This is a genomic window from Nioella sp. (assembly GCF_964229645.1).
Taxonomy (GTDB): Bacteria; Pseudomonadota; Alphaproteobacteria; order Rhodobacterales; family Rhodobacteraceae; genus Nioella.
In genome coordinates this window covers 1-22,207 of record NZ_CAXREX010000080.1, presented here as the reverse complement: position 1 = coordinate 22,207, position 22,207 = coordinate 1, and the positions used below count along the sequence as shown (strand labels likewise).

Genomic DNA, 22,207 nt, shown 5'->3' with positions numbered 1-22,207 from the left:
TCTCACCTGTTGCGCTGACCACGCGCAAGGGCGCGGCTCATCTGCGCCGCGATCTGGCTTTGCGAACGTTGGAAGCCCTGCACATCGGGCGTAGAGATATTCATGGTGACCTGAACCGGGCGCCCGCCCCCCTGGGCCTGCACGCCAAGCCGCCCGTCGGCCCCACGTGTCAGGGGCATGATTGCCTCGGGGCCAGCCTCGCCCATCAGCCCAAGCCCGCCGCGCATGGCAAAGGGGGTCGCGCCGCTGACCACGCCGCCGCGCGCAAAGGGCGTCACGCGCCCGCCCGCGAAGGCGCCGCCCTTCTCAAAGGGCAAGACCGCCGACATCAGCGAATTGACCCCGTTGGCCAGGGCCCCGCCAAGCGCGTTCTGCACAGGGCGGATCGCGGTATTGTAGGCCGCGTCCACCATGCTCTGGGCCACCGAGCGCAGCGCGTCCGACAGGCGCATGCCGTCGAAGATCACCCCGTCGAAAGCGCGTCTCAGCCCGCTTCCGAAACTTCGGCTCAGCCCCTGCACCTCTCGGCCGGTGTAAAGCATCGAGTCCTGCATCGCCCGCAACTCGCCGTGGAAGGTCGCCACCATCTGCGTGGCCGAGCCGAGCGTCGCCTCCAGCGAGGCCAGCTCTGCATCGAACCGGTCCAGGTCTTCATCCATCACCACTGTCCTTCGTATCGGGGAAGCGGGCGGCCAGGGCCTCCAGCCCCGCCCGTCCCATCGGGGCAAGCGCAGAAGGCTCACCCAGCATCAGCATCAATTCGGCAGGGGTCAGCGCCCAGAACTGCGCGGGCGTCAGCCCCAAGCCCTGAATCCCGGCCCGCATCAGCCCGGGCCAGTCGAAAGGCCGCTCGCTCATGCGGGCGGGCGGAAGGCCAGCACCAGAAGACGCGCGGCGACCCGCGCGGCCTCCAGCGGGCCTCCCTCGATCTCGGCGCGCGCAAGATCCCCCGGCGCGCCGGTCCAGCCGCCCCCGCGCAGACCCGCGCAAAGCAGGGCCAGCACGTCGCGCGCCCGGAACCCGCCCGCCTCGAAGCGCTCGACCAGTGCGGGCAGCCCATCGGCCTCCAGCTGCTCTTCCAGTTCCGCCAGGGCGCCAAGGGTCAGCTTCAGAACCTGCCGCTTGCCATCGACGACCAGCGCCACCTCGCCCGCATGGGGGTTGGCCATGGCTCAGAGCGCCGCGGTAAAGGTCAGCGCCCCCGCCGAGGCCATCGACAGCTCGTAGGTCGCCTCTCCGTCATGGGTGCCCGCATATTCGATCGCGGTGATCTGGAACGGGCCCTCGACGGTGCCGAAATCGGGGATGATGACCTGGAAATCGGGCACCTCTCCATCGAAAAAGAGCTGCCGGGCGCGTTCATCCGTCGCCTCGTCGCGGAAGATGCCAGAGCCGGTGATCGCGGCTGATTTGACACCCGCACCACCCAGCAATTCCCGCCAGCCGCCGGTCGATTCAAGGCTGGTCACATCCACCGTTTCGGCATTGAAGCTCAGCCGCGAGGCGCGCAGCCCCGCCAAGGTCTGGAAGGATCCGTTGCCATCCAGGTCAACCTTCAGCAGAAGGTCTTTCCCATTTTGTGCCGCCATTTCATTCTCCAATCAAATCAGACAGTTGTTTTGGAAAGCTGATGCTGGTTAATCAGCTGTCATCTTCATCCAGACGGGCGCGGAACCAGATCTCGATCCGCCTGTCCGACCCGGCCCGGGCCGCTTGCGCACGCAGGAACTGGACCCGCCCCACGCGCCCGCGCGCCAACGTCAATGGCGCGCCAAGCAGCGCGTCCGAGATCGCTGCCGCGGCCTGTTTGGCCTGGTAGAACCCGGCCACGCTGCTGGTCACCGCGATGCTGAAGTCGTGCTCGGCGCCGCCAAAGCTCCCATCCGAGCGGTCGCGCGCCTTCTCGGGGCCCAATGTCACATATAGCGACGGCGGCGGGCCTTCGGGCAGCGCGTCGAAGACGTTGCCGCCCACGATCGCCGCCAGGCCCGCATCCGCGCTCAACCGCCCGTAGACCGCCGTCTGAAGGGCGGCTGTCATACCGTAGCTCATGTGCCCTCCTCCTCGGTTGCGAAGCAGACCAGGAAGCGCCCGCCCGGGTCGCTCTCGGTCACTGCATCAATGGAATAGATCCGCGCCCCGTCCCGGAACCTCTGCGACGGTTTGGGGCGCGACGGCGCGCCTTGTGGCGCGGCGCGAACGGTGATCCGGTAGCCCATGCGCGCCAGCCCCCCGGCATCGCGCCCGGTGCGTGGAATGACCTCGGCCCAGACCTGCCCAAGCGGAAGCCAGGCTTCCAGCTGGCCGCCCGCCCCGTCCGGCGTGCGCAGCGGTCGTTCCAGCAGCAGGCGGCGGGTCAGGTTCGGATGCCCGTTCATCCGCTCAGCCCCCGCATCCGGACCGAGCGATAGGGCTCGATCAACACCGCGACACCGCAGGCCATGCCCGCCTCGCCGGTGCCCTTTGCTTCGTAATACTCGGCCGCCTGAAGCAGCACCGCCTGGCGCAGATCGGCGGGAATGCCATGCCAGTCGAGCCCGTATCCGGCGGTGAATTCGATCTCGACCGAGCCGCCGGTCGAGGGGTTGGGCAAACTGCCGGTCGCCACGATGGCCGGACGGTGACTGTCGCTGCGCAGGCTGTAGGCCTGCGGGTCCAGCACCGTTTCCGCACCCGCCCGCGACACCAGCTTGACGCTGTCGAGCGTCACCACCGGTGCCACAGGCAGCGCCTGTTCCTGCGGGTTCTGCCAGTGGCTCAGATGCCAACTGAATCCCCGCCGGAAGAGCGCCTTGCCCGTGCGCGCCTCGATTGCCGCCAGCGCCGCGCGCAGACAGCTTTCCAGCTCTGCATCCTGGCTTCCGTCATCGGCAAAGCCCGAGGACAGGCGCAGGTGATCGGTCAGCTCGGTCACGGGAAGAAGCGCGGTGGAAACCGAGGACATTTCGACCATCATCATGTTGTTATTTCTCCGAAAAAGACTGCCTCTGAAAGGGTGGCACGGCCGGGGCCCCGCACCGCTCGCGCGGAGGACGAAAAGGCTGGAGGCCGCAAGATCCCGACCGTGCCGCCCCGGCCCGAAATCACAGCGATCCGGGCCGGGGGTGCTTGCCTCTGACGAGGATCAGGAGATGCCGAACTTGAGCAGCTTGATCGCGGCGAAGTCGCTCACGTCGCCGCCCACGCGCTTGGTGGCATAGAACAGAACATGCGGCTTGGCGCTGAACGGATCGCGCAGCACCCGCAGTTCGGGGCGCTCGGCGATGGTGTAACCCGCGCCGAAATCGCCAAAGGCAATGGCCATGGCGTTCGAGGCGATATCGGGCATGTCCTCGGCAATCAGCACAGGGTAGCCCATCAGCCGCGCAGGCTCGCCCGCCGCCAGCCCGTCCGACCACAGGAAGCGGCCATCGGCGTCCTTCATCTTGCGCACCGCGCCGGCGGTTTTGGAGTTCATCACGAAGGACGCATTCGCGCGGTAGCGCGCGCCAAGCGCGTAAACGAGGTCAACGATTGCGTCGGCAGGGTTCAGCGCCGCGAAATCACCATCCGCCCCGGTGATCACGTAGCCCAGGTTACCCCAGCTCCAGCTGGCGTCGGCTGCGGTCGGATGGGTCAGGAAGCCGGTGGGCTTGTCCACGCCGTCCCCCGACACGAAGGCCGCCGCTTCGGCACGGGCAAACTTGTCCGCGATGCGACCCGCCAGCCAGCCCTCGATATCGAACGCGGTATCGTCGAGCAGGCGCTGCGAGGCTTTGGGCAGGGCTGACAACTCGTGCAGCGGGATCGAGATGCGTTCGATCTGCGGGGTGTCGGTCTCGGTCGTGGCGGCCGTTTCCGTGGCCCAGCCCGCGCCCACGTCGGTCTGGTCGACCAGCACGTCGAACGAGGTCGCCTCCACGTTCACCACGTTGGCGATGGCGCGCAGGCTCGAGGCCCCGCGCAGCACGCTCTGGATCATCTCGGCGGTCTGCGCATCGACCAGGTAGCCGCCCTCGGCATTCACCGCGGTGTTGAGCGCCTTGCCCTCCAGTTCAAGTCCGCGCAGCCCGTCATCGTCACCGGTGCGCAGATAGGTGCCAAGCGCCTTCTTGTGCGGGGCGCCCTCGTCGATCTGGGGCGAAAGCGCGGGGCGCAGATGGGTCATGGTCTTGGTGTTCAGCATCGAGATACGCTCTTCCTGTTTTGCGAATTTCACGTTGATATCGTTCTGGAACTGGCTGAATTCATTCAGAAACCCTGCCAGTGCAGATTTCACTTCGGAGGTAGCATCCGGGCCCTTGGGCACAAGATCGCCACCCGAAGACTTGGTCTCGGTCTCGGTCATCGCGTCGTCCTGAGTGTTGGATGGTTGCGCGGCTCAGCGCGCCGCCAGTTTGCGGCGGGCGTCCTGGAACACCGTCGCCAGTTCATGCAGGATGTCGCCCTTGGCCTGCTCGGCCTTGGTGGCGCCGACCCGCGCTTGCGGAAGCATCGGGAAGGTCACCAGCGACACCTCCCAAAGCTCCACCTCGTTAAGGAGCCTCTGCCCCTTGTCGTTCTTGCCCGCCTTCACGGTGCGATAGCCGATCGACAGCCCGTCGATCGCGCCCGCCTCGATCAGGGCGGCGGCCTCGCGGCCTTTTTCCACGGCGTCGAGAATCCGGCCCTTGACCCACAGGCCCCGGCCATCCTCGCGCAGCTCGTCCCAGACGCCGATGGGCTGCGCGGGGTCGTGCTGCCACAACATCTTGACGCTGCGCCCGGCGTCGGACAGCCCCTTCAGGCTGCGCGCATAGGCCCCTTGCTGAACAACATCGCCGCCCTGGTCACAGGCACCGAAGAGGCTTGCATAGCCTTCGATCAGGTGACCGTCGCGAACCGTCAGGTCCTCGTCGAAGCGGCAGAATTTCATTTCCAGCCCGCTTTGGGAAAATTGATACATTTCAGGCTCCTATCCACCAGAACTCATCTGGATGATGTCATTGACCCCTTGCGCCAGGATCACGCTGACCACACCGAAAACCGCCAGCCACAGCCGCCGTTCCAGCCGGTCCAGCGCCCCTTCGATAGCCTTCAGCCGGTATTCCAGCGCCTGCCAGCGTTCCTCGGCCACCCGCTCGTTGGCCTCGATCCGGGCATTGGCCGCGTCGAAGGGGGCGTAGAGAAAGCGCGACCCGCCTCCCGTTCCCCGATCGCTCATTCATCCTCCGCCAGACGCGGCAGCCCCAGCATGGCGCGCTTTTCGGCGGGGGTCAGGAAATCGGCCTCGGCCACCCGGGCCCATTGCGCGTCGCGTTCGGCGGCCAGGGCGGGCACCTGGTCCAGATCGGGCCGCAGTTCTACCAACTCGCCGGAATAGCCCGCGAGCCAATGGGCCAGCGTGGCCAGCACCTTGCCGGCCAGTGGCAGCACCGTCAGGCGATAGAAGGCCCGGTGCGCCTCGGCGTAATTGGCATAGGTTGCATCGCCAGGAATTCCCAAGAGCATCGGCGGCACCCCGAAGGCCAGCGCGATATCGCGCGCGGCGGCGTCCTTGGTCTTCTGGAACTCCATGTCAGAGGGGCTGAAGCCCATCGGCTTCCAGTCAAGCCCCCCCTCCAGCAGCATCGGCCGGCCCGCATTGCGCGCGCCCTGGTGGTGGCTTTCCATTTCCGACTGCAACCGCTCGAACTGCTCGGCGGTCATCGTACCGGCCCCGTCCGCGCCGCGATAGACGATGGCGCCCGAGGGCCGCGCGGCGTTATCCAGCAGCGCCTTGGACCAGCGCGAGGCGCTGTTGTGCACGTCGAGCGCCGTCGCCGCCGCCTGCATCGGCGACAGGCCATAGTGGTCATCCTGCGGGTGAAACAGCCGCACGTGGCAGATGGGGCTGGCCCCGGCGACGTGAAAGCGGTGTTTCTTCGTGCCGACGCTGTAGTCATAGGCTACCGGCCAGCCATCGGCCCCGGGCACCAGGCTCATCCGGTCCGAACGCAGCACGTGCAGCTCGCCCGGCACGCCGCCATCGGGGCTCACCGCCTCGACATAGCCATTGCCCGTCAGCAGGAGCTGCGCGAAGAGCGCCTCCAGGAACTCGCCCCGTCCCTGCGCCCCGTTGGGCCGCGCCAGCAGCGCCAGCAGCGGGTGCTGCTCATAGCGCCGCTCCACGTCCTGGCAGATCACCGGCAACGCGGCCGCGGCTTCCGCGATCAGCTTGACCGATCGGAAGCCCACCGGGTTGCCGGTAAAGCCCGTCTTCATCAGCGTCACCGTATCGCGCGGGCTCCAGGCCACGCGCCCCGCGCCCGCCCAGGCCACCACGCGCCCCGTGGCAGAGGCTTTGGCCTCCGGCACCTCCGGTTGCGACCTGCGCAAGAAATCGAACACCATCCGCTTGTCTCCTTGGTCCATGTCAAAAGGGCGCCGCCGCAGCCAGTGCGAGGGCGCTCTGAGGGGGCGGATGAACGCCCCTTGCGTCGTCAAAAGTCAGATCTGCCGAATGCCGGGGCGCGCCTGCGCCTGCCGTGCAGGCAGGATCATCCCGTCGGTCAGCGCCCAGACCAGCGCATCCACCCGGTCGGGGCTGCCCCGCCCCTCGAAGCCGGTGATCGTCATGCGGCACATCTGGTCTTCCAGCGCGGCCAGCCCCGGCAGATGGGCAATGCGGCCCTGTTCGTAGAGCGCAGCCACCGGCTCTGCCCGCGCCACCTTGCCCCGCGAGGCATGGACCGAGCGCACGTTGATCAGCGGATCGACCATGCGCACCGCATCCAGCACCAGGTCGCCGCCCTGGTTCACCTCGGCCACCATCCGGTCGGCCCCGTGGCGGTGATAGGCCGCGACGGCGGCCTCGGCCCAGCCGCTGGCCGAGACACCCTGAACCGAGCAATCCTCGATCACGACCCCCTGCCAGCGCCCCGGGGGCCCGTCCTGCAGCACCCCCACCACGATGATCCCGCAGGCGTCAGACCCGGCATGCCCGGTCACCGGCGGGTCCACCGCCACCGTGACCCGCGCACCGTCAGGCACGCGATCGGTCCGCGCGCCATCCAGCATTCCTTGCGTCCAGAGCGCACCCTCCGCCTCCTCGATCAGTTCTCCATCCAGTTCCTGCCGGCCAAGCCGCGTGTCGCCATAGCGCGCCCGCACCTCTTCCAGGAAAGACTCCGCCAGGAAGGCCCGGTTGGCCTCGGTCGGGGCATGGGTCATCACGGTGCTGTCCCGGCCCAGCAAATCCTTCAGCACGCCCACGTTGCGCGGCGTCGTGGTAACGCAAACCTGCGGGTGATCCCCCAGGCGCAGCCCGAATTGCAGCATGTCCCAGGTTTCTTCCGCCCGCGGCCATTTCGCCAGCTCATCGGCCCAGGCCGCGTCGAATTGCGGCCCCCTGAGCGCCTCCGGGTCATGTGCCGAGTAAAGCCGCGCCTCCGCGCCATTGGGCCAGGCCAGCATCCGCTCCCCCGCCACCCAGCGCGGCCGCCGATCGGGCGGAGAGCAGGCCAAGAGCCCGCTCTCCCCCTTCACCATCACCGCCAGCGCCTGGTCATAGGTTTCCCCCACCAGCGCGACGCGCCGCGCCCGGCCCGGGGCCAGCGGCGTTGCGCCCTCGACCATGGCGCGCACCCATTCGGACCCGGCGCGCGTCTTGCCCGCGCCGCGCCCTCCCAGCACCAACCAGGCACGCCAGTCCCCCTCGGGCGGCAGCTGGTGCGGCAGCGCCCAGACCTCGAAGAGCCAGGGCAGCGCCGCAAGGGCCGGGTCACTCAGCCCCCTGAGAAAGCTCTCCACCCTCTCGGGCGGCTCGGAGGCGAGCAAGGCGGCACCCGATCTCAGCGCGTGCTGCCTCGAGGTCGAGCTCTCCTGCCCCGGCTCCTGCCTGTCGTTGTCCCGTTGCATCGCGCGCCTTTCCCTCCAGGCCCAGCGCCAGCAAGAGGGCGCCGTTCATATCCTTGATCTGCTTCACCACCTCGGCGCTGCTCACCGGCTCCTGCGCCTTCAGACGCTTCACCGTGTCCCGCAGAACGTCCTGTGTCGTGGCAAAAGCCTCGAACGCGCCTGCCAGCATCTCCTGGAAACGCGCCGTGTCCTCGTCAAATCGAATGGTCATGAAAATGTCCCGTGCTTGAAATGAACCCGCACGAGCAGACATGAAAAAGCGACCGCCGAGGTCACCCCCGGGGCCGCTTGCCCATCTCTTCCAGCATGTCACAATCTCTACACAGGACCGTTCGATAAGTCAATAAATTTATTACTTTCAATGTGTTAACAGGCACATCGCACGGTAACGGATCATTAACCCTGCTTCATTGTTCCGAATATATCCCGGGGGAGTCGCCGCCAGGCGACGGGGGCAGCGCCCCCCGTTTTCCGCTGCGGAAAACGCCCGCGATCCGCGCCGGATCGCGCGGGTCGGCGCGACCCGAAGGGTGCGGCGAAACCCCTAGTTTTCCTGGGCTGCCCGTTCCGCTTCGATGCGCCGCCATTCGGCCACGTTGCGGTTATGCTCCTCCAGCGTCGCGGCAAAGGCATGCCCGCCCGAGCCATCGGCCACGAAGAAGATATAGTCGGTCTGGGCCGGGTTCATCGCCGCCTCGATCGCGGCGCGACCGGGATTGGCGATCGGCGTCGGTGGCAGACCATCGATCTGGTAAGTGTTCCAGGGATTGTCTCCATTGGCCAGTTCACTCTGCCGGATACCGCGCCCCAGGAAACCACGTCCCTCGCTTTCGCCATAGATGATCGTCGGGTCGGTCTGCAGGCGCATGCCTGCCTCCAGGCGATTCACGAAGACGCCCGCGATCTCGCCGCGTTCATCGGCCACGCCGGTTTCCTTCTCGATGAGAGAGGCCATGATCAGCGCCTCTTCGACGGTGTCATAGGGCAGGTTTTCGGCCCGGCCGGCCCAGGCCGACAGCAGAATGCCGGTCTGCGCATCGGCCATGTCGGTCAGGATCTCGGAAATCGCGGTGCCCCGCACCACCTCGTAGGTATCCGGCGCCAGAGTGCCTTCGGCGGGCAGGTCTTCCACGTCATCGACCAGGAAATCCGCGCCGCGCATCCCTTCGACGATCTGGTAGACTGTCAGCCCCTCGGGCACGGCAAGCCGGTAGACGATGGGTGTGCCGTCCTCGACCAGGGCAGTGTAGGCCGCCGGAAGCTCCTCGCCCGAGGCAAAGACCGCCAGGTCCACCATCTCGCCCGTTCCCGGGATCCGCTCGCGCAGGCGCATCTCGCCGCCGCCTTCCCCGCCCCTGATCACGTAGGTCGCGCTATAGCGGAAGGTCGATGGCGCACCCGAGGAGAGGATCTCCATCACCTCGTCCATCGAGACACCAGCCGGGATCTCGTAATTGCCGAAGCGCAGGTTCTCGGCCCGCTCCGTATAGCGGGCGCCAAGGCGGAAGATCGTGGCGCTCGAGATGATCCCGGCTTCGGCCAGGTCCTCGGACACTGCCGCCAGGCTCGCGCCGCGCGCCACCTCGAAATAGGTAGCCTCAGCCAGCGGGCCCGCCCCGGTATATTGCCGCTGCCCCCAGGCAATCGCGCCTGCAAAGGCGATAAAACCCACGATCAGCAGGCTCATCCCGTTGGCGGCAATGTGCTTCCACATCAGTCGGTGACCTTCCCCATGACCAGCGACGCATTGGTGCCGCCAAAGCCGAAGCTGTTGGACAGCGCCACGTTGATCTCGCGCTCGTGCTTGGCATTGGCGGCGAGGTTCAGCCTGGGCTCAACCGCGGGATTGTCGAGGTTGATCGTGGGCGGTGCCACCTGGTCCCGGATCGCCAGGATCGAGAAGATCGCCTCGACCGCGCCCGCGGCGCCCAGAAGATGCCCGACCGAGGACTTGGTCGAGGACATGGTGGCCTTGGAGGCCTTGTCGCCCAGAAGCCGTTCCACCGCGCCAAGCTCGATCGTGTCGGCCATGGTCGAGGTCCCATGGGCGTTGATGTAATCGACCGCGTCCGGGGTCAGCCCCGCCCGCTTCAGCGCCGCTTCCATCGCCCGGTAGCCACCATCGCCATCTTCCGACGGGGCGGTGATGTGATAGGCATCGCCCGACAGGCCATAGCCCAGGATTTCGGCGTAGATCTTGGCACCGCGCGCCTTGGCGTGCTCGTAATCCTCCAGCACGACGACGCCCGCGCCCTCACCCATGACGAAACCGTCGCGATCCGCGTCATAGGGGCGCGAGGCCGCCTTGGGATCGTCGGCGCGCTTGGTGGACAGCGCCTTGCAGGCATTGAACCCAGCAATGCCCAGTTCGCAGATGGCCGATTCCGCGCCGCCCGCGATCATCACGTCGGCATCGCCCCACTGGATCAGCCGCGCCGCGTCGCCGATGGCATGGGCGCCGGTCGAGCAGGCCGTCACGACGGCGTGGTTGGGGCCCTTGAAGCCATAGCGGATCGAGACCTGACCCGAGATGAGGTTGATCAGCGATCCGGGGATGAAGAAGGGCGACACCCGCCGCGGCCCGCGTTCCTTGAGCAGGATGGCGGTATCCGCGATCGAGGACAGCCCGCCAATGCCCGAGCCGATCAGAACACCGGTGCGCAGCAGGCTTTCCTCGTCGGTGGGCTTCCAGCCCGCATCGGTCACCGCCTGCTCGGCAGCAGCCATGCCAAAGAGGATGAAATCGTCGACCTTGCGCCGTTCCTTGGGCTCCATCCAGTCATCGGCGTTGAAGGTGCCGTTGGTGCCGTCGCCATTGGTCACTTCGCAGGCGTAGTTGGTGGCCAGGTGCGACGCGTCAAAACGCTGGATCGTGCCAGCCCCCGACTCCCCGGCCAGAAGGCGGCTCCAGGTTTCCTCGATGCCCGTCGCCAGCGGGGAGACGATCCCCAGGCCCGTCACAACAACTCGACGCATATTCCTGCCCCTCTCGTTCTAGAGCTTGTCGCGGAGTGATACCCGCAAGCGCCCCGACGGGCAATCCCTTGCCCCCCGTTCCGGGCGCGTTTCGGCCCGCGATCCGGGGCCCGGAATGCGAAACGGCACCCCGAAGGGTGCCGCTTGCAAAATTCCGTCTGTCGCCTGCGCGATCAGGAGGCGTCGGTGATGAATTTCACTGCGTCGCCGAAGGTCTGGATGGTTTCGGCGGCATCATCGGGGATCTCGATGCCGAACTCTTCTTCGAAGGCCATGACCAGCTCGACGGTGTCCAGGCTGTCTGCGCCCAGGTCGTCGATGAAGGAGGCGTTCTCGGTCACCTTGTCTTCTTCCACGCTCAGGTGCTCGACAACGATTTTCTTCACGCGATCTGCGATGTCGCTCATCTTTTCGATCCTCATCCAGTTGCGTCAAAGGGCGACTTGGCGCGCCTAAGACCTTTACTTCGCCGGTTCCGGCAGTTGGCGGGGCAAACCCCATATACCGTCTGACGCGAGCGCCCCCCGGCAAAATCTGCGCCGCCTATAGCACATCCGCAATGGAAGGCAACGGGGTTTGCCACGTTTTTGCCGATTCCCGCCCGCGCGTTTACCCGGCGGTAGGGGCCGGCATGCCATCTTCCGGCCCCGGTCGCGAAAAAGGGAGAGCAGGAAAGATGGGCGACTTCTTCGATGCGGTGGCAATCCTGTTGCGTGCACTGCCCCACCTGTCAGAGGTCTGGATGGTGATGGGCTGGATCTCGGCCTTCCTGGCCGGGGTCGCGGCAGGACGCATTCTGCGCCACATGCGAAGGCGGCCTGCCCGCCTTCGCCTTTCCTTTCCCGGGGGGGGCGTCCTGCGCCTGTGACAGGCACGGCGACAGGCAACCCTCTATCAGATCATCGCCATGCCGCCATTGACGTGCAGCGTGGCACCCGTGACATAGCCTGCCTCGGGCGAAGCAAGATAGAGAACCGCGGCCGCGATCTCGTCGGGCTGCCCCATCCGGCCGGCTGGGATCTGGGCGTTGATCTTGTCCTTCTGATCATCGTTCAGCTTGTCGGTCATCGCCGTGGCGATGAAGCCCGGGGCGACGGCGTTCACGGTGATCCCGCGGCTCGCCACCTCGTAGGCCAGCGATTTCGACATGCCCACCATGCCTGCCTTGGAGGCCGCGTAGTTGCCCTGGCCGGGATTTCCCGTCGCGCCGACGACGGAGGAAATGTTCACGATGCGGCCCCACCGGGCCTTCATCATGCCCCGCAACACGCCCTTGCACAGCTTGAAGGTCGCGGTGAGGTTCACGTCGATGACCGACTGCCATTCCTCGTCTGACATCCGCATGAAGAGATTATCGCGGGTGATCCCGGCATTGTTGACCAGGATATCGACGGATCCCATTGCCTCGGCAGCCTGCTTGGGTAGCGCCTCGACCGCTTCGGGGTCGGACAGGTTGCAGGGCAGAACATGGGCGCGCTCGCCCAGTTCGGCGGCCAGCGCCTCCAGCGGTTCGACCCGCGTGCCCGACAGGCCCACGGTGGCCCCAGCTGCGTGCAGCGCGCGCGCGATATCGGCCCCGATGCCACCCGAAGCGCCGGTTACCAGCGCGTTTTTTCCATTCAGATCAAACATCTTCCGCCATTCCTTCATCTTGTCTCATATCGGGCTGGAAAATTCTTCCAGAAGAATTTTCCAGCAGTCACGCCCCGGCGGAATTTTCTTCGGGAAGAAAATTCACGCCTCGTTCAATGCAGCCGCTGCCGCGCGCACCTCGTCGGGCGTGCCCACCTGCCGCGTGGCCAGGGCCCGGTCGATGCGGCGCACCATGCCTGTCAGCGCCTTGCCTGCGCCGATCTCCCAGGTTTCGGTAACCCCGTGGGCCGCCATCCACATCACGCTTTCGCGCCAGCGCACGGATCCGGTCACCTGGTCGACCAGGTGGTTGCGCAGCAAGGTGGCAGAGCTTTCCGCCGCGGCCACCACGTTGGGCACCACCGGCACGCGCGGGGCGTTGAGGTCCACATGGCTCAGCGCCTCGGCCATCGCCTCGGCGGCGGGTTCCATCAATTCGCAATGGAAGGGGGCGGACACCGGCAGCATGACCGCGCGTTTCGCGCCCTGCCCCTTGGCGATCTCCACCGCGCGCTCCACCGCCTCGCGATGGCCCGAGACCACCACCTGTCCGGGATCGTTGTCATTGGCCGCCTGGCAAACATAGCCTTCGGCGGCGGCGGTTGCGACGCGCATGGCGGTTTCGAAATCGAGCCCCAGAAGCGCGGCCATCGCGCCCTCGCCCACGGGCACGGCGCTTTGCATCGCCTCGCCCCGGGTGCGCAGAAGCCGCGCGGTGTCGGCAAGGCTCAGCGAACCCGCCGCACAAAGCGCGGAGTATTCGCCCAGGGAATGCCCAGCAACGTAGGACGCTGCCTCGATCGTGACGCCCTCGGCTTCCAGCGCAGCCATCGCCGCCATCGAGGTGGCCATGAGCGCGGGCTGCGCATTGCGCGTCAGCGTCAACTCGTCCTGTTCGCCTTCCCAGATCAGTGCGGACAGCTTTTCGCCAAGCGCCTCGTCGACCGCATCGAACACCGCCTTCGCGGCAGGGTATTCGTCTGCCAGGGCCTTGCCCATGCCGATTGTCTGGGCGCCCTGGCCCGGAAAGAGGAAGGCTCTGGTCATTCGCGTCACCGCTCCGTCATTCGTTGCTTTCATAAGGGGCTATCGCAACGGGCCGCGCGGCGCAATTGCCAAGACCGTCCCGCAGCCGCTCAGAAATCGGCGAATTGCGGCACCGGGGGCCCTTCCCCGGGGAACTGGTCGACGAAGACCTGTGGCGCGAGCGCACGCCAGCTGAGGCTGAGATTACCCATCACCCAGTTACGGTTCACCCGTTCAGGCCGGGCAAACACGTGGTTGTGGCAGATTTCGTGGCGGCCGACATAGAAGATGTCGGGTTCGCAGGCGATCAGGAATTCGCATTCGCCAGCGGGCAGCCGGAACCCCGGCGCGTTCTGGTCGAGATCCCACCAGGTCCACAGGCGGCCATGGGCCAAGAGGCATGGGTGGCCGTTGCGTCGTGTGTCCTCGCAGATCGCGGGCAGGTTCAGCCCACGGGCCAGGCGTTTTATCTCGAACCAGTCTAGCATGGTGCCGGTCTTGTCACCTTTTCCTTCTGGGAACAGGCTACGCACGTCACGACAATTCTGCAAAGGCACAGCATACAAATGTGCAGCAACAGGTTCCCACCCCATTACCTTAGGTCAATTTTTCCGAAAGTAAATTTTTTTGGCCGATTGGCGGGAGCCTCCGCGACAATGGTCGGATCGGGGGCCGACCCCGCCCGGCATGCGGGCTCCACGGGACAGGGGCGGGACTGGAATTGCCACGGAAGGCATGTCATGGATCGACGGGCCGGCAGCCGGCACGATAACGAGCACTCCGCGTTCGACCCCTGGCACGAATCATCGAATTTCATGGATAAACATGGAGAGACCTGCCTTGATCGCGCTGTCGATACAGGTGCGTTCCGGCGGGGATCGCCCGCCCCCTGGTTCGGAAAGTCCGCCAAGGCGCATTTCGCGGTCAGTTCGCGCTTGATCCCCCCGTCAGAGCGTCTATAAGGCGGGCTTCCTCCGTCGATGCAGATTGCACCGGCGTGGTCTCTCGTGGCTCGGGGGGCGGAGGACTTGGCCCGGGTCTTTGAAACACGCCTAGAACAGAACTGGAGCTCATATGCCTCTCTACGAGCATGTGATGATCGCGCGTCAGGACCTGTCCAACGCGCAGGCCGAAGGCCTCATCGAACATTTTGGTGCCATCCTGTCCGACAACGGCGGCAAGGTCGTCGAGTCCGAGTACTGGGGCGTCAAGACGATGGCCTACAAGATCAACAAGAACCGCAAGGGCCACTACGCCTTCCTGCGCACCGACGCGCCTTCGGCCGCCGTGCAGGAAATGGAACGCCTGATGCGCCTGCATGACGACGTGATGCGCGTCCTGACCGTCAAGGTCGACGAGCATGACGAGGGCCCCTCGGTCCAGATGCAGAAGCGGGACGACCGTGAAGGTCGCCGCGAGCGCCGCTAACCCATAGGGAAGGACTTTCAAAATGGCCGCAAAACCGTTTTTCCGCCGTCGCAAGACCGACCCGTTCGCGGGCGAGAACGCGCCGAAGATCGACTACAAGGACACCCGTCTGCTGCAGCGCTACATCTCTGAGCGTGGCAAGATCGTGCCGTCCCGCATCACCGCCGTGGGTGCAAAGAACCAGCGCAAACTGGCCCGTGCCATCAAGCGCGCCCGGTTCCTGGCCCTGCTGCCCTACGCCGTCAAGTAAGGAGCACTGACCATGGACGTTATCCTTCTGGAACGCGTGGCCAAGCTTGGCCAGATGGGCGATGTGGTGTCCGTCAAGGAAGGCTACGCACGCAACTTCCTGCTTCCGCAGAAGAAGGCGCTGCGCGCTTCCGACGCCAACATCAAGGCCTTCGAAGCGCAGAAAGCGCAGCTCGAAGCCCGTAACCTGGAAACCAAGGCAGAAGCCGAGGATCTGGCCGGCCGTCTCGACGGTCAGCAGTTCATCGTGATCCGCTCGGCATCGGATGCCGGCGCGCTCTACGGCTCCGTCACAACCCGTGACGCCGCCGAGGCCGCCACCGAGGCCGGCTTCTCGCTCGACCGCAAGCAGGTTGCCCTGATCCGTCCGATCAAGGACCTGGGCCTGCACAGCGTCAGCGTTGTCCTGCACCCCGAAGTGTCGGTCGAAATCCAGCTGAACGTTGCACGTTCGCAGGAAGAAGCCGAGCTTCAGGCATCGGGCAAGTCGATCCAGGAACTGGCCGCCGAAGCGGAAGCCGAAGCCGAGTTCGAGATCGCCGAGCTGTTCGACGACATCGGCTCTGCCGCACTGGATGAGGACGAGGGCGACGCTGCCCCGGCCGCAGAAGCATCGGAAGAAGGCTCGGAAGAGGCCTGATCCGTTTCCCCATTGCGGGGACAGTGATGACCGCGCCCTTCGGGGCGCGGTTTTTTTGTGCCTTGGCCTTGCATGAAAAAAGGCCCGCCCCTTTCGGGACGGGCCATGGGTCTGATTTGCCCGGGGCGTTTACTTGCCGTCGTCGACCGGAGCAGGTGCAGGTGCCGGAGCGGGCGCAGGTGCCGGAGCAGGCGCAGGCGCAGGTGCCGGAGCAGGCGCCGGTGCAGGCGCAGGTGCCGGTGCAGGCGCAGGCGCCGGAGCAGGCGCAGGGGCCGGTGCAGGCGCAGGGGCCGGGGCCGGCGCAGGTGCCGGTGCAGGCTCGGCAGGGGCCGGGTTCTCGACCGGGGCTGCCGGGGCGAAGCCGCCCGGTGCCGGGGCTGCCGGGGCGCTGGCGGGCACTGCCTGAATGGTCAGCTGCGCGTTGCAGGCATTGCCGCCATAGGTGCCGACCCACACGTCGACTCGGCCATTGAGGTTATCTGCCCCCGACACGGTCAGGCGCGGGTCGAGGTTGCCGTTGGAATCATCGTCGAACATCCAGGTGGTGTTGACGGTGTTGACCAGGAGCGTTGCGTCGCATTCGGACACGACGCTCATGTCGAGGTCATACATGTCCATGCCGCTCAGGATCAGCGAGAAGCTGGGCACGGAATTGGCGTAGCCGAGGCCCGGCAAACCGCAGCTGGAGACCGAGAACTGCCCGCCAGCCATCACGGGGGCGCTTTGGGCGGTCAGCAGCTGGTCACCGCTGAACTGATACGAGGGGCCGGGCTGCATGAAGCTGGGACAGGCGAGTGCAGCGGCGCTGCCGGCCAACAGGATCGCGGCGGAAGTCAGCAGGGTTTTCATGACGGTATCTCCCATTTACTGGCGGGGATGAAAGATCTTGGGAAGAATGGGGCTGGACCCCGGGGGTGAGGAAAGGCCGCGAAGGGCGGCCTTTCCCAAAGTCTGGCAGTCGGATCCTGGGATCAGTTGTACCAGGTTTCCATTTCCAGCGTCGCCGAGCAGGTCGAGGGGCCATAGGTGCCAACCCACACATCGATGCGGCCCTGGGTGTTGGAGGTGCCATAGAGGTTGATGCGCGGACGCAGGTTGCCGGCGGAGTCATCGTCGAAGTACCACGAAGCGTTTGCCGAGTTCACCAGCAGAACGGTGTCACAGGCGGCGGAGGTCACTTCGATTTCCAGGCGGCCATAGGGGGCCATGCCGGAGGTGTAGAACGAGAAGTCAGGCTGCGAAATCACGTAGCCGGAGTGGTTGAACCCGCAGTTACGCAGCTGCTGGCTGCCACCGGCGACAACGCCGTAGGAGCGCGGGGTGTAGAGGTACTGGCCGGTCACCGAGTAGGAATTGACGCCCTGCATAATGGTCGGGCAGGCCGAAGCGGCGGCGGTCAGCGAGAAAAGCACTGCGAGAGCGGAAAGAAGGGTGCGCATTGGGTAACTCCTTAATGTGTCATGCACAGACTGTATAGAATCGAATTAGTGTCATGTCTACACTTTTCTTCGACCCCGGGTGATTTTTTTTTCAGCCATCCGTTTCAAGGACCAGATCGCCGAAGCAGGTGTCTCCCCCGTAGGTGCCAACCCAGATGTCGACACGGCCATTGAGCACTGCCGATCCACGCAGGTTGATCTGGGGGTTGTAGCCATACGGGCCGTCATCGTTGTAATACCATTCGCCGTTGGCGGCGTTGACCAGGAGAACCGTGTCGCATTCCGCTTCCACCCGGATCTCCAGCGGGTAGTGGTCCATCCTGAGCAGCCGGAACGACATGGTCGGCGCCGAAGGGACATAGCCCGAATGCTGGAAGCCACAGGCCGTCAGGGCCTGTCCGCCCGAGGCCTGGATCGCGTATTCGCGTTCACGGGTCAGCACGTCGCCCGTGAATCCGTAATCGACATCGCCGCCAAGCCGGTAATCGGGGCAGGCCTGGGCAGCGGCTGCGGCCAGGAGGAAGGCCGTGGTGAGAGCAATCTGCTTCATAGAAAAAGGAAACTCCGTAGCTGCAAGAGCTGGTAATGCGCTCTGGTCTGCGACCCACCCTGCCCCGGTGCAATGGCGGGCTCCGGCGGGCCAGGTGGAAAGGGCCGCCGCAACGGGCGGCCCTTTACAGTGTTCAAGGCAGGCCTGGATCAGTTGTACCAGGTTTCCAGCTCGACCGTGGCCGGGCAGTAGCTGCCGTTATAGGTGCCCACCCACAGATCCAGGCGACCGTTGAGGTTGGCCGAGGACGGGATGTTGAGCAGCGGCTGAAGGCTGCCGCGGCTGTCATCGTCGAAGAACCACTGGGTCGTCGGCGTGTTCACCAGAAGCGTGGTGTCACAGGACGCGCTGGTCACTTCGATTTCCAGACGGCCGTAGGCTTCCATCCCCGACAGCATGAACGAGTAGTTGGGCGCCGCGTTCGCGTAGCCACGGCCACCCACGCCGCAGTTGGAGATGTTGGTCGAGCCGCCAGCCTGCACCGAGTAGGAGGTGGGGCTGTAGAGCTGCTGGCCGGTGATGTAGATCATCTGGCCGGGGTTCGCCCAGGTCGGGCACCCACCTGCGGGCTGCGGCGTCGGGGTCGGCGTCGGAGTCGGGGTCGGAACCGGCTGGAAGCCGCCACCGCCGCCACCGGCTGCATCCCCATACCAGGTTTCCAGCTCGACCGTGGCCGGGCAGGCAGAGCCGTTATAGGTGCCAACCCACAGGTCCAGGCGGCCGTTGAGCTGGGCCGAGGACGGGATGTTGAGCAGCGGCTGCAGGTTGCCACGGCTGTCATCGTCGAAATACCAGGTGGTCGTCGGCGTGTTCACCAGAAGCGTGGTGTCACAGGACGCGCTGGTCACTTCGATTTCCAGACGGCCATATTCCTCCATGCCGGACAGCATGAACGAATAGTGCGGAACCGTGTTGGCATAGCCCCACCCGTTCACGCCGCAATCGGAGATCTGGGTCGTGCCGCCGGCCATCACCTGGTAGCTGGTCGGGCTGTAGAGCTGCTGGCCGGAGATGTAGATCATCTGGCCGGGGTTCGCCCAGGTCGGGCAGGCTGCCGGCTGCGGGGCCGGAGCCGGGGGCTGCGGCTGCGGAGCCGGGGCCTGGGCATACCAGGTTTCCATGTTCAGCGTCGCGTCGCAGTAGGTGTTGTTGTAGGTGCCGACCCAGACATCCACGCGGCCGTTGAGGTTCTGGCTGCCGTAGATTTCCAGGCGCGGATCGAGGTTGCCGTTCGAGTCGTCGTCGAACATCCAGGTTGCGTTGGCGGTATTGACCAGCAGAACCGCGTCACACTGGCTGACCACATCGGCCACGAGGTAATAGGGGTCCATGCCCGACAGGTAGAAGGTGAAGTCGGGGGCGCTGGTGACCCAGCCCGTCCGGTTCACGCCCGGCAGGCCGCAGTTGCGAATGTTGTTCTGGCCACCGGCCACCACGCCGAAGCTTTGCGGCGTGTAGAGCTGGTCACCGGTATAGGTGTAGCTGGCGCCGGTCTGACTGAACGTCGGACAGGCCGCCGCCGCAGTCGTCATGGCGATAAGGCCGAAAGCGGCCGCTGCAAGATATCTCACGGGTTTTCCTCCAAAGAGATTGGGTTTGCGATCATGAAGGGAATGCGTCCCAGGGCGCCGATCGGTCATGATCCGTGCCAATCGGCCAGGCCCCGTCCCGGACTGCGGGGCCCTCGGGCAGCGTCCGCCAAAAAAGCGGGCCCTGCCGTTCTCGTATCCTGTGCGCGCGTCCCGGATCATGCAAAGCGCCCCTTGAGAAAGAGAGCGCCCGCACGAGCCGCCACGGTTGGCGTGGGGATACGCGAAGGAGAATTATCGTGCTGCCAAGCAGGGCTGACGGTTGCGGCGGGGGCCGCACCGACGAGGATCAGGATCGTTGATAAAACCGATCGCATATCCAATCCCTCCCTACTTCTGGCCTACCGGGGCCGGGGGATTGTTCCCCCTGGTTTGTCTGAGTTCGGGGCCAGCCTATGGCGGGCTGATCCCGGTTACGCATGCGACGGCGCGAATGTCCGTCTACCGGTAGGTGCCGCAAACAACGCAAATGGTTCAATAAAAAGCACTCAGGAAACCGGGTAACAGTTTGACGTAAAGGAAGCATAACCGTGAAAACGGCCATCTGGCCAACGAAAACTCCTACCAGTTAGGAAATCCTGACCGGGAATGGCCCGGGCCGCCTTGATCTGGCGCAACAAAAAAGAGGCCGTGCACGGGGCACGGCCTCTGTCCTGTCTCCTGCCCTTTCGGGGCGGGATTATTCTTCGTCGAGCGCATCCACGGCGGCCTGAAGGTCGTCCTTGGAGACCTCCTTCTCGGTCACGGTGGACATTTCGAAGACGAAATCGACGACCTTATCTTCGAAGAGCGGCGCGCGCAGCTGCTGCTGAGCGGCGGCGTTTTGCTGGATGAACTCGAAGAACTGGCGTTCCTGGCCCGGATATTGGCGGGCCTGGTTCATGATCGCCTGGGTCATCTCGGCGTCGGACACCTGCACTTCGTTCTTCTGGCCAAGCTCGGCCAGCAGAAGGCCAAGACGCACGCGGCGCTCGGCCAGACTGTTGTGCTCGTCCGTGGGTTCGATCTCGCCGTGGTTGTGGTCGTGAACCTCGGGGTTCTCCTCGTGCCACAGCTGGTGCGCGATCTGCTTGGCCTCGGCCTCGACCAGCGAGGGCGGCAGGTCGAATTTCACGGCTGCGTCCAGCTGGTCCAGAAGCTTGCGCTTCATGACCGCGCGGGCGGCACCGGCATATTCGGCCTTCAGGCGTTCCTCGATCTGGCCGGTCAGCGCGGCAAGATCCTCGGCGCCGAATTTCTTGGCCAGCTCATCGTCGATCTCGGCGGCGACGGGCTTCTTCACTTCCTTGATGGTGCAGTCGAAGACCGCGGCCTTGCCGGCCAGGTGCTCGGCGCCGTATTCCTCGGGGAAGGAGACCTCGACGGCCTTTTCCTCACCGGCCTTCACGCCGATCAGCTGATCCTCGAAACCGGGAATGAAGCTGTTGGAGCCCAGAACCAGCGGGTAGTCCTCGGCGGAGCCGCCTTCGAAGGCTTCGCCGTCGACCTTGCCGACGAAGTCGATCACGACCTGGTCGCCATCGGCCGCCTTGCCCTTCTTGGTGGCGAAGTTCTGGGCCGACTCGGCGAGGTTCTTCAGCGCGTCCTGCACATCGGCTTCTGCCGGAGCAACCACGAGCTTTTCGAGGCTCAGCGCCTTGAAATCCACTTCCGGAATCTCGGGCAGCTTTTCGTAGGACATGGAGACGACGACATCATCGCCTTCTTTCCAATCCTCGTTGATCATCTTCACCTCGGGCTGCATCGCCGGGCGATCGCCGCTTTCGTCGAGATGGGCCTGCATGGCGCCATCGACGGTTTCCTGCATGGCTTCACCCATGAGGCGCGGGCCAAACTGCTTCTTGAGCAGGGCCATCGGCACCTTGCCCTTGCGGAAGCCTTTCATCGCGATCTCGGGGCGCGCTTCTTCGAGCTTCTCGTTGACCTTGGCTTCCAGTTCGGCCCCGGTGATGGTGATCTCGTAGCCGCGCTTCAGCCCTTCGTTCAGGGTCTCGTTGACCTGCATGTCTTTCCTCGCTGTCCGGGCCCGATGCGCCCGCATGGCGCGACGGGAATAGAAAATCTGTGGCCTTCTAGGTGTCCCGGCGCGGGCTTGCAAGCCCTAAGCCCGCCACGCGGGGGGATATCGGCTGGAAAACCCGCGCCGATGCCCAATGGCCACCGCAATGGCCCCGTTTCAGGCCGCGGCCAGCCTGTGAAGGCAGGACCAAAGATAGGCCGCATCGGGGGTCTGAACGCGGATCACCAGCGTCTCTCCGGCGCGGGTCACGAGCGCGCCCACCCCGGCAAAGAGCGTGGTCGCAGAGGGCGAACTGCCATCGAGCGGGGTCGCAGTGCAGGCGGAGGCGATTTCCTCGGCGCGAGGACCGGAGAGGATGATCGCCGCGAAGAGGTCATCGGCGAGGCTCAGAGCGTAGCTGCCATGTCAGCCGGGCTGCACCGAAAGGGACGCGGGCGTCACAAGGATCGCGCGATCCCGCGCGACGCGGATCGCGTGCGGCCCCTCCGGGGCCGGTGCCCCACAGCCCAGCACCGCTGCGCCCGGAACCAGCGCTGCCAGGGCCAGCGATTTGTCCAGCATTTGATGGCAGCTATCGGGGTTCACGCCCATCCCGGGCCCCGGAAACGACAAAAGCGCCGCGGCTTTCGCCCGGCGCTTCGTCATATGAATCATCATTCAGAGAGATACGTTGAGTGCTTTCTAGGTTTGGCGGTGACCTACTCTCCCACGTCTTAGGACGCAGTACCATTGGCGCTGCAGCACTTAACTTCCGAGTTCGGGAAGGGATCGGGTGTTTTGCTTGCGCTATGACCACCAAAC

Annotated in this window: 29 protein-coding genes and 1 rRNA gene; 4 read left to right on the top strand and 26 right to left on the bottom strand. The window is 65.4% G+C overall.

Going from position 1 to position 22,207, the window contains the following annotated elements; translation table 11 throughout:
• Nucleotides 1–2 precede the first annotated feature (2 nt).
• The 16 genes from ACEQXV_RS05480 to ACEQXV_RS05405 form a co-directional block, all read right to left on the bottom strand.
• Entirely contained in the window at nt 3–659 is a 657-nt protein-coding gene (locus tag ACEQXV_RS05480) for a phage tail tape measure protein (RefSeq protein ID WP_370254265.1), read from the bottom strand.
• A complete protein-coding gene (locus tag ACEQXV_RS05475; RefSeq protein WP_370254264.1) occupies nt 652–858 on the bottom strand; it encodes a rcc01693 family protein in 207 nt (68 codons plus the stop codon). The genes ACEQXV_RS05480 and ACEQXV_RS05475 overlap by 8 nt, the downstream gene beginning before the upstream one ends.
• Nucleotides 855–1,169 (bottom strand): gene transfer agent family protein, encoded by a 315-nt coding sequence (locus ACEQXV_RS05470; protein WP_370268221.1) that lies wholly within the window; start codon nt 1,167–1,169, stop codon nt 855–857. The genes ACEQXV_RS05475 and ACEQXV_RS05470 overlap by 4 nt, the downstream gene beginning before the upstream one ends.
• Nucleotides 1,170–1,172: 3 nt before the next feature.
• Nucleotides 1,173–1,589, bottom strand: a complete 417-nt coding sequence (locus ACEQXV_RS05465) for a phage major tail protein, TP901-1 family (protein WP_370254271.1) — start codon at nt 1,587–1,589, stop codon at nt 1,173–1,175.
• Nucleotides 1,590–1,641: 52 nt separating this feature from the next.
• Nucleotides 1,642–2,052, bottom strand: a complete 411-nt coding sequence (locus ACEQXV_RS05460) for a DUF3168 domain-containing protein (RefSeq protein ID WP_370268220.1) — start codon at nt 2,050–2,052, stop codon at nt 1,642–1,644.
• Complete coding sequence (locus ACEQXV_RS05455) at nt 2,049–2,378, bottom strand: head-tail adaptor protein (RefSeq protein ID WP_370252545.1); 330 nt, start codon at nt 2,376–2,378, stop codon at nt 2,049–2,051. The genes ACEQXV_RS05460 and ACEQXV_RS05455 overlap by 4 nt, the downstream gene beginning before the upstream one ends.
• Nucleotides 2,375–2,959: a hypothetical protein gene (locus ACEQXV_RS05450; RefSeq protein WP_370252546.1), complete on the bottom strand. Its 585-nt coding sequence runs from the start codon at nt 2,957–2,959 to the stop codon at nt 2,375–2,377. The genes ACEQXV_RS05455 and ACEQXV_RS05450 overlap by 4 nt, the downstream gene beginning before the upstream one ends.
• A gap of 165 nt (nt 2,960–3,124) precedes the next feature.
• Nucleotides 3,125–4,327: a phage major capsid protein gene (locus ACEQXV_RS05445; RefSeq protein WP_370268218.1), complete on the bottom strand. Its 1,203-nt coding sequence runs from the start codon at nt 4,325–4,327 to the stop codon at nt 3,125–3,127.
• Between the two features lie 33 nt (nt 4,328–4,360).
• Nucleotides 4,361–4,924, bottom strand: coding sequence for an HK97 family phage prohead protease (locus ACEQXV_RS05440; protein WP_370268217.1), 564 nt, complete (start codon nt 4,922–4,924; stop codon nt 4,361–4,363).
• Nucleotides 4,925–4,933: 9 nt separating this feature from the next.
• Nucleotides 4,934–5,182 carry a hypothetical protein gene (locus tag ACEQXV_RS05435; protein WP_370253057.1) on the bottom strand — a complete coding sequence of 83 codons (249 nt, stop codon included), beginning with the start codon at nt 5,180–5,182 and terminating at the stop codon, nt 4,934–4,936.
• Nucleotides 5,179–6,351, bottom strand: a complete 1,173-nt coding sequence (locus ACEQXV_RS05430) for a phage portal protein (protein WP_370253055.1) — start codon at nt 6,349–6,351, stop codon at nt 5,179–5,181. The genes ACEQXV_RS05435 and ACEQXV_RS05430 overlap by 4 nt, the downstream gene beginning before the upstream one ends.
• Before the next feature lie 96 nt (nt 6,352–6,447).
• Nucleotides 6,448–7,794: a DNA-packaging protein gene (locus tag ACEQXV_RS05425; RefSeq protein ID WP_370268228.1), complete on the bottom strand. Its 1,347-nt coding sequence runs from the start codon at nt 7,792–7,794 to the stop codon at nt 6,448–6,450.
• Nucleotides 7,721–8,068: a hypothetical protein gene (locus ACEQXV_RS05420; protein WP_370268216.1), complete on the bottom strand. Its 348-nt coding sequence runs from the start codon at nt 8,066–8,068 to the stop codon at nt 7,721–7,723. Before ACEQXV_RS05420 ends, ACEQXV_RS05425 begins: the two co-directional genes overlap by 74 nt.
• Nucleotides 8,069–8,401: 333 nt before the next feature.
• On the bottom strand, nt 8,402–9,571 hold the full coding sequence (gene mltG, locus ACEQXV_RS05415) for an endolytic transglycosylase MltG (protein ID WP_370253053.1): 1,170 nt from the start codon (nt 9,569–9,571) through the stop codon (nt 8,402–8,404).
• Nucleotides 9,571–10,833: a beta-ketoacyl-ACP synthase II gene (fabF, locus tag ACEQXV_RS05410; RefSeq protein ID WP_370268214.1), complete on the bottom strand. Its 1,263-nt coding sequence runs from the start codon at nt 10,831–10,833 to the stop codon at nt 9,571–9,573. Before fabF ends, mltG begins: the two co-directional genes overlap by 1 nt.
• Nucleotides 10,834–11,006: 173 nt before the next feature.
• Nucleotides 11,007–11,240, bottom strand: a complete 234-nt coding sequence (locus ACEQXV_RS05405; protein WP_117295694.1) for an acyl carrier protein — start codon at nt 11,238–11,240, stop codon at nt 11,007–11,009.
• A 269-nt stretch (nt 11,241–11,509) separates the two neighbouring features.
• Here ACEQXV_RS05405 and ACEQXV_RS05400 point away from each other — a divergent pair, with 269 nt between their 5' ends.
• The gene (locus tag ACEQXV_RS05400) at nt 11,510–11,701 is read left to right on the top strand and encodes a hypothetical protein (RefSeq protein ID WP_370268213.1); all 192 of its coding nucleotides are present in this window, start codon (nt 11,510–11,512) and stop codon (nt 11,699–11,701) included.
• Nucleotides 11,702–11,727: 26 nt separating this feature from the next.
• Here the strand turns inward: ACEQXV_RS05400 and fabG are convergent, their stop codons facing one another.
• From fabG to ACEQXV_RS05385, 3 genes are all read right to left on the bottom strand, one after another.
• On the bottom strand, nt 11,728–12,465 hold the full coding sequence (gene fabG / locus ACEQXV_RS05395; protein ID WP_370253049.1) for a 3-oxoacyl-ACP reductase FabG: 738 nt from the start codon (nt 12,463–12,465) through the stop codon (nt 11,728–11,730).
• Between the two features lie 102 nt (nt 12,466–12,567).
• Entirely contained in the window at nt 12,568–13,512 is a 945-nt protein-coding gene (fabD, locus tag ACEQXV_RS05390) for an ACP S-malonyltransferase (RefSeq protein ID WP_370253047.1), read from the bottom strand.
• A gap of 89 nt (nt 13,513–13,601) precedes the next feature.
• Complete coding sequence (locus tag ACEQXV_RS05385; protein WP_370253046.1) at nt 13,602–13,979, bottom strand: hypothetical protein; 378 nt, start codon at nt 13,977–13,979, stop codon at nt 13,602–13,604.
• Between the two features lie 586 nt (nt 13,980–14,565).
• On the opposite strand from ACEQXV_RS05385, the gene rpsF reads away from it, so the two are divergent.
• The 3 genes from rpsF to rplI are packed head-to-tail and all read left to right on the top strand — an operon-like array spanning nt 14,566 to nt 15,808.
• The gene (rpsF, locus tag ACEQXV_RS05380) at nt 14,566–14,919 is read left to right on the top strand and encodes a 30S ribosomal protein S6 (RefSeq protein WP_370268212.1); all 354 of its coding nucleotides are present in this window, start codon (nt 14,566–14,568) and stop codon (nt 14,917–14,919) included.
• A gap of 22 nt (nt 14,920–14,941) precedes the next feature.
• Nucleotides 14,942–15,169: a 30S ribosomal protein S18 gene (rpsR, locus tag ACEQXV_RS05375; protein ID WP_071691846.1), complete on the top strand. Its 228-nt coding sequence runs from the start codon at nt 14,942–14,944 to the stop codon at nt 15,167–15,169.
• A 12-nt stretch (nt 15,170–15,181) separates the two neighbouring features.
• Entirely contained in the window at nt 15,182–15,808 is a 627-nt protein-coding gene (gene rplI / locus ACEQXV_RS05370; protein ID WP_370254081.1) for a 50S ribosomal protein L9, read from the top strand.
• Between the two features lie 129 nt (nt 15,809–15,937).
• On the opposite strand, the gene ACEQXV_RS05365 is transcribed toward rplI, so the two are convergent.
• The 7 genes from ACEQXV_RS05365 to rrf all read right to left on the bottom strand — a co-directional run bounded on the left by ACEQXV_RS05365 (nt 15,938) and on the right by rrf (nt 22,206).
• A complete protein-coding gene (locus ACEQXV_RS05365) occupies nt 15,938–16,657 on the bottom strand; it encodes a hypothetical protein (RefSeq protein WP_370254080.1) in 720 nt (239 codons plus the stop codon).
• Between the two features lie 122 nt (nt 16,658–16,779).
• Entirely contained in the window at nt 16,780–17,247 is a 468-nt protein-coding gene (locus tag ACEQXV_RS05360; protein ID WP_370254078.1) for a hypothetical protein, read from the bottom strand.
• Nucleotides 17,248–17,338: 91 nt separating this feature from the next.
• A complete protein-coding gene (locus ACEQXV_RS05355) occupies nt 17,339–17,797 on the bottom strand; it encodes a hypothetical protein (protein ID WP_370254077.1) in 459 nt (152 codons plus the stop codon).
• A gap of 149 nt (nt 17,798–17,946) precedes the next feature.
• Nucleotides 17,947–19,368, bottom strand: coding sequence for a hypothetical protein (locus ACEQXV_RS05350; protein ID WP_370254075.1), 1,422 nt, complete (start codon nt 19,366–19,368; stop codon nt 17,947–17,949).
• A 697-nt stretch (nt 19,369–20,065) separates the two neighbouring features.
• Nucleotides 20,066–21,391: a trigger factor gene (gene tig / locus ACEQXV_RS05345; RefSeq protein WP_370254084.1), complete on the bottom strand. Its 1,326-nt coding sequence runs from the start codon at nt 21,389–21,391 to the stop codon at nt 20,066–20,068.
• 420 nt (nt 21,392–21,811) lie between these two features.
• Complete coding sequence (locus tag ACEQXV_RS05340) at nt 21,812–22,051, bottom strand: hypothetical protein (RefSeq protein ID WP_370268211.1); 240 nt, start codon at nt 22,049–22,051, stop codon at nt 21,812–21,814.
• Between the two features lie 40 nt (nt 22,052–22,091).
• Nucleotides 22,092–22,206, bottom strand: a 5S ribosomal RNA gene (gene rrf, locus ACEQXV_RS05335).
• Nucleotide 22,207: the final 1 nt, after the last annotated feature.

Bases quoted from the DNA above. Each gene is read 5' to 3' on its own strand.
- rplI (WP_370254081.1), top strand. From the start codon at position 15,182: ATGGACGTTATCCTTCTGGAACGCGTGGCCAAGCTTGGCCAGATGGGC.
- ACEQXV_RS05340 (WP_370268211.1), bottom strand. From the start codon at position 22,051: ATGACGAAGCGCCGGGCGAAAGCCGCGGCGCTTTTGTCGTTTCCGGGG.
- ACEQXV_RS05365 (WP_370254080.1), bottom strand. From the start codon at position 16,657: ATGAAAACCCTGCTGACTTCCGCCGCGATCCTGTTGGCCGGCAGCGCC.
- tig (WP_370254084.1), bottom strand. From the start codon at position 21,391: ATGCAGGTCAACGAGACCCTGAACGAAGGGCTGAAGCGCGGCTACGAG.
- ACEQXV_RS05455 (WP_370252545.1), bottom strand. From the start codon at position 2,378: ATGAACGGGCATCCGAACCTGACCCGCCGCCTGCTGCTGGAACGACCG.
- rpsF (WP_370268212.1), top strand. From the start codon at position 14,566: ATGCCTCTCTACGAGCATGTGATGATCGCGCGTCAGGACCTGTCCAAC.
- mltG (WP_370253053.1), bottom strand. From the start codon at position 9,571: ATGTGGAAGCACATTGCCGCCAACGGGATGAGCCTGCTGATCGTGGGT.
- fabG (WP_370253049.1), bottom strand. From the start codon at position 12,465: ATGTTTGATCTGAATGGAAAAAACGCGCTGGTAACCGGCGCTTCGGGT.
- fabD (WP_370253047.1), bottom strand. From the start codon at position 13,512: ATGACCAGAGCCTTCCTCTTTCCGGGCCAGGGCGCCCAGACAATCGGC.
- ACEQXV_RS05355 (WP_370254077.1), bottom strand. From the start codon at position 17,797: ATGAAGCAGATTGCTCTCACCACGGCCTTCCTCCTGGCCGCAGCCGCT.
- ACEQXV_RS05440 (WP_370268217.1), bottom strand. From the start codon at position 4,924: ATGTATCAATTTTCCCAAAGCGGGCTGGAAATGAAATTCTGCCGCTTC.
- ACEQXV_RS05430 (WP_370253055.1), bottom strand. From the start codon at position 6,351: ATGGTGTTCGATTTCTTGCGCAGGTCGCAACCGGAGGTGCCGGAGGCC.
- ACEQXV_RS05385 (WP_370253046.1), bottom strand. From the start codon at position 13,979: ATGCTAGACTGGTTCGAGATAAAACGCCTGGCCCGTGGGCTGAACCTG.
- ACEQXV_RS05470 (WP_370268221.1), bottom strand. From the start codon at position 1,169: ATGGCCAACCCCCATGCGGGCGAGGTGGCGCTGGTCGTCGATGGCAAG.
- fabF (WP_370268214.1), bottom strand. From the start codon at position 10,833: ATGCGTCGAGTTGTTGTGACGGGCCTGGGGATCGTCTCCCCGCTGGCG.
- ACEQXV_RS05405 (WP_117295694.1), bottom strand. From the start codon at position 11,240: ATGAGCGACATCGCAGATCGCGTGAAGAAAATCGTTGTCGAGCACCTG.
- ACEQXV_RS05460 (WP_370268220.1), bottom strand. From the start codon at position 2,052: ATGAGCTACGGTATGACAGCCGCCCTTCAGACGGCGGTCTACGGGCGG.
- ACEQXV_RS05475 (WP_370254264.1), bottom strand. From the start codon at position 858: ATGAGCGAGCGGCCTTTCGACTGGCCCGGGCTGATGCGGGCCGGGATT.
- ACEQXV_RS05450 (WP_370252546.1), bottom strand. From the start codon at position 2,959: ATGATGATGGTCGAAATGTCCTCGGTTTCCACCGCGCTTCTTCCCGTG.
- ACEQXV_RS05445 (WP_370268218.1), bottom strand. From the start codon at position 4,327: ATGACCGAGACCGAGACCAAGTCTTCGGGTGGCGATCTTGTGCCCAAG.
- ACEQXV_RS05400 (WP_370268213.1), top strand. From the start codon at position 11,510: ATGGGCGACTTCTTCGATGCGGTGGCAATCCTGTTGCGTGCACTGCCC.
- ACEQXV_RS05420 (WP_370268216.1), bottom strand. From the start codon at position 8,068: ATGACCATTCGATTTGACGAGGACACGGCGCGTTTCCAGGAGATGCTG.
- ACEQXV_RS05435 (WP_370253057.1), bottom strand. From the start codon at position 5,182: ATGAGCGATCGGGGAACGGGAGGCGGGTCGCGCTTTCTCTACGCCCCC.
- ACEQXV_RS05360 (WP_370254078.1), bottom strand. From the start codon at position 17,247: ATGCGCACCCTTCTTTCCGCTCTCGCAGTGCTTTTCTCGCTGACCGCC.
- ACEQXV_RS05465 (WP_370254271.1), bottom strand. From the start codon at position 1,589: ATGGCGGCACAAAATGGGAAAGACCTTCTGCTGAAGGTTGACCTGGAT.
- rpsR (WP_071691846.1), top strand. From the start codon at position 14,942: ATGGCCGCAAAACCGTTTTTCCGCCGTCGCAAGACCGACCCGTTCGCG.
- ACEQXV_RS05480 (WP_370254265.1), bottom strand. From the start codon at position 659: ATGGATGAAGACCTGGACCGGTTCGATGCAGAGCTGGCCTCGCTGGAG.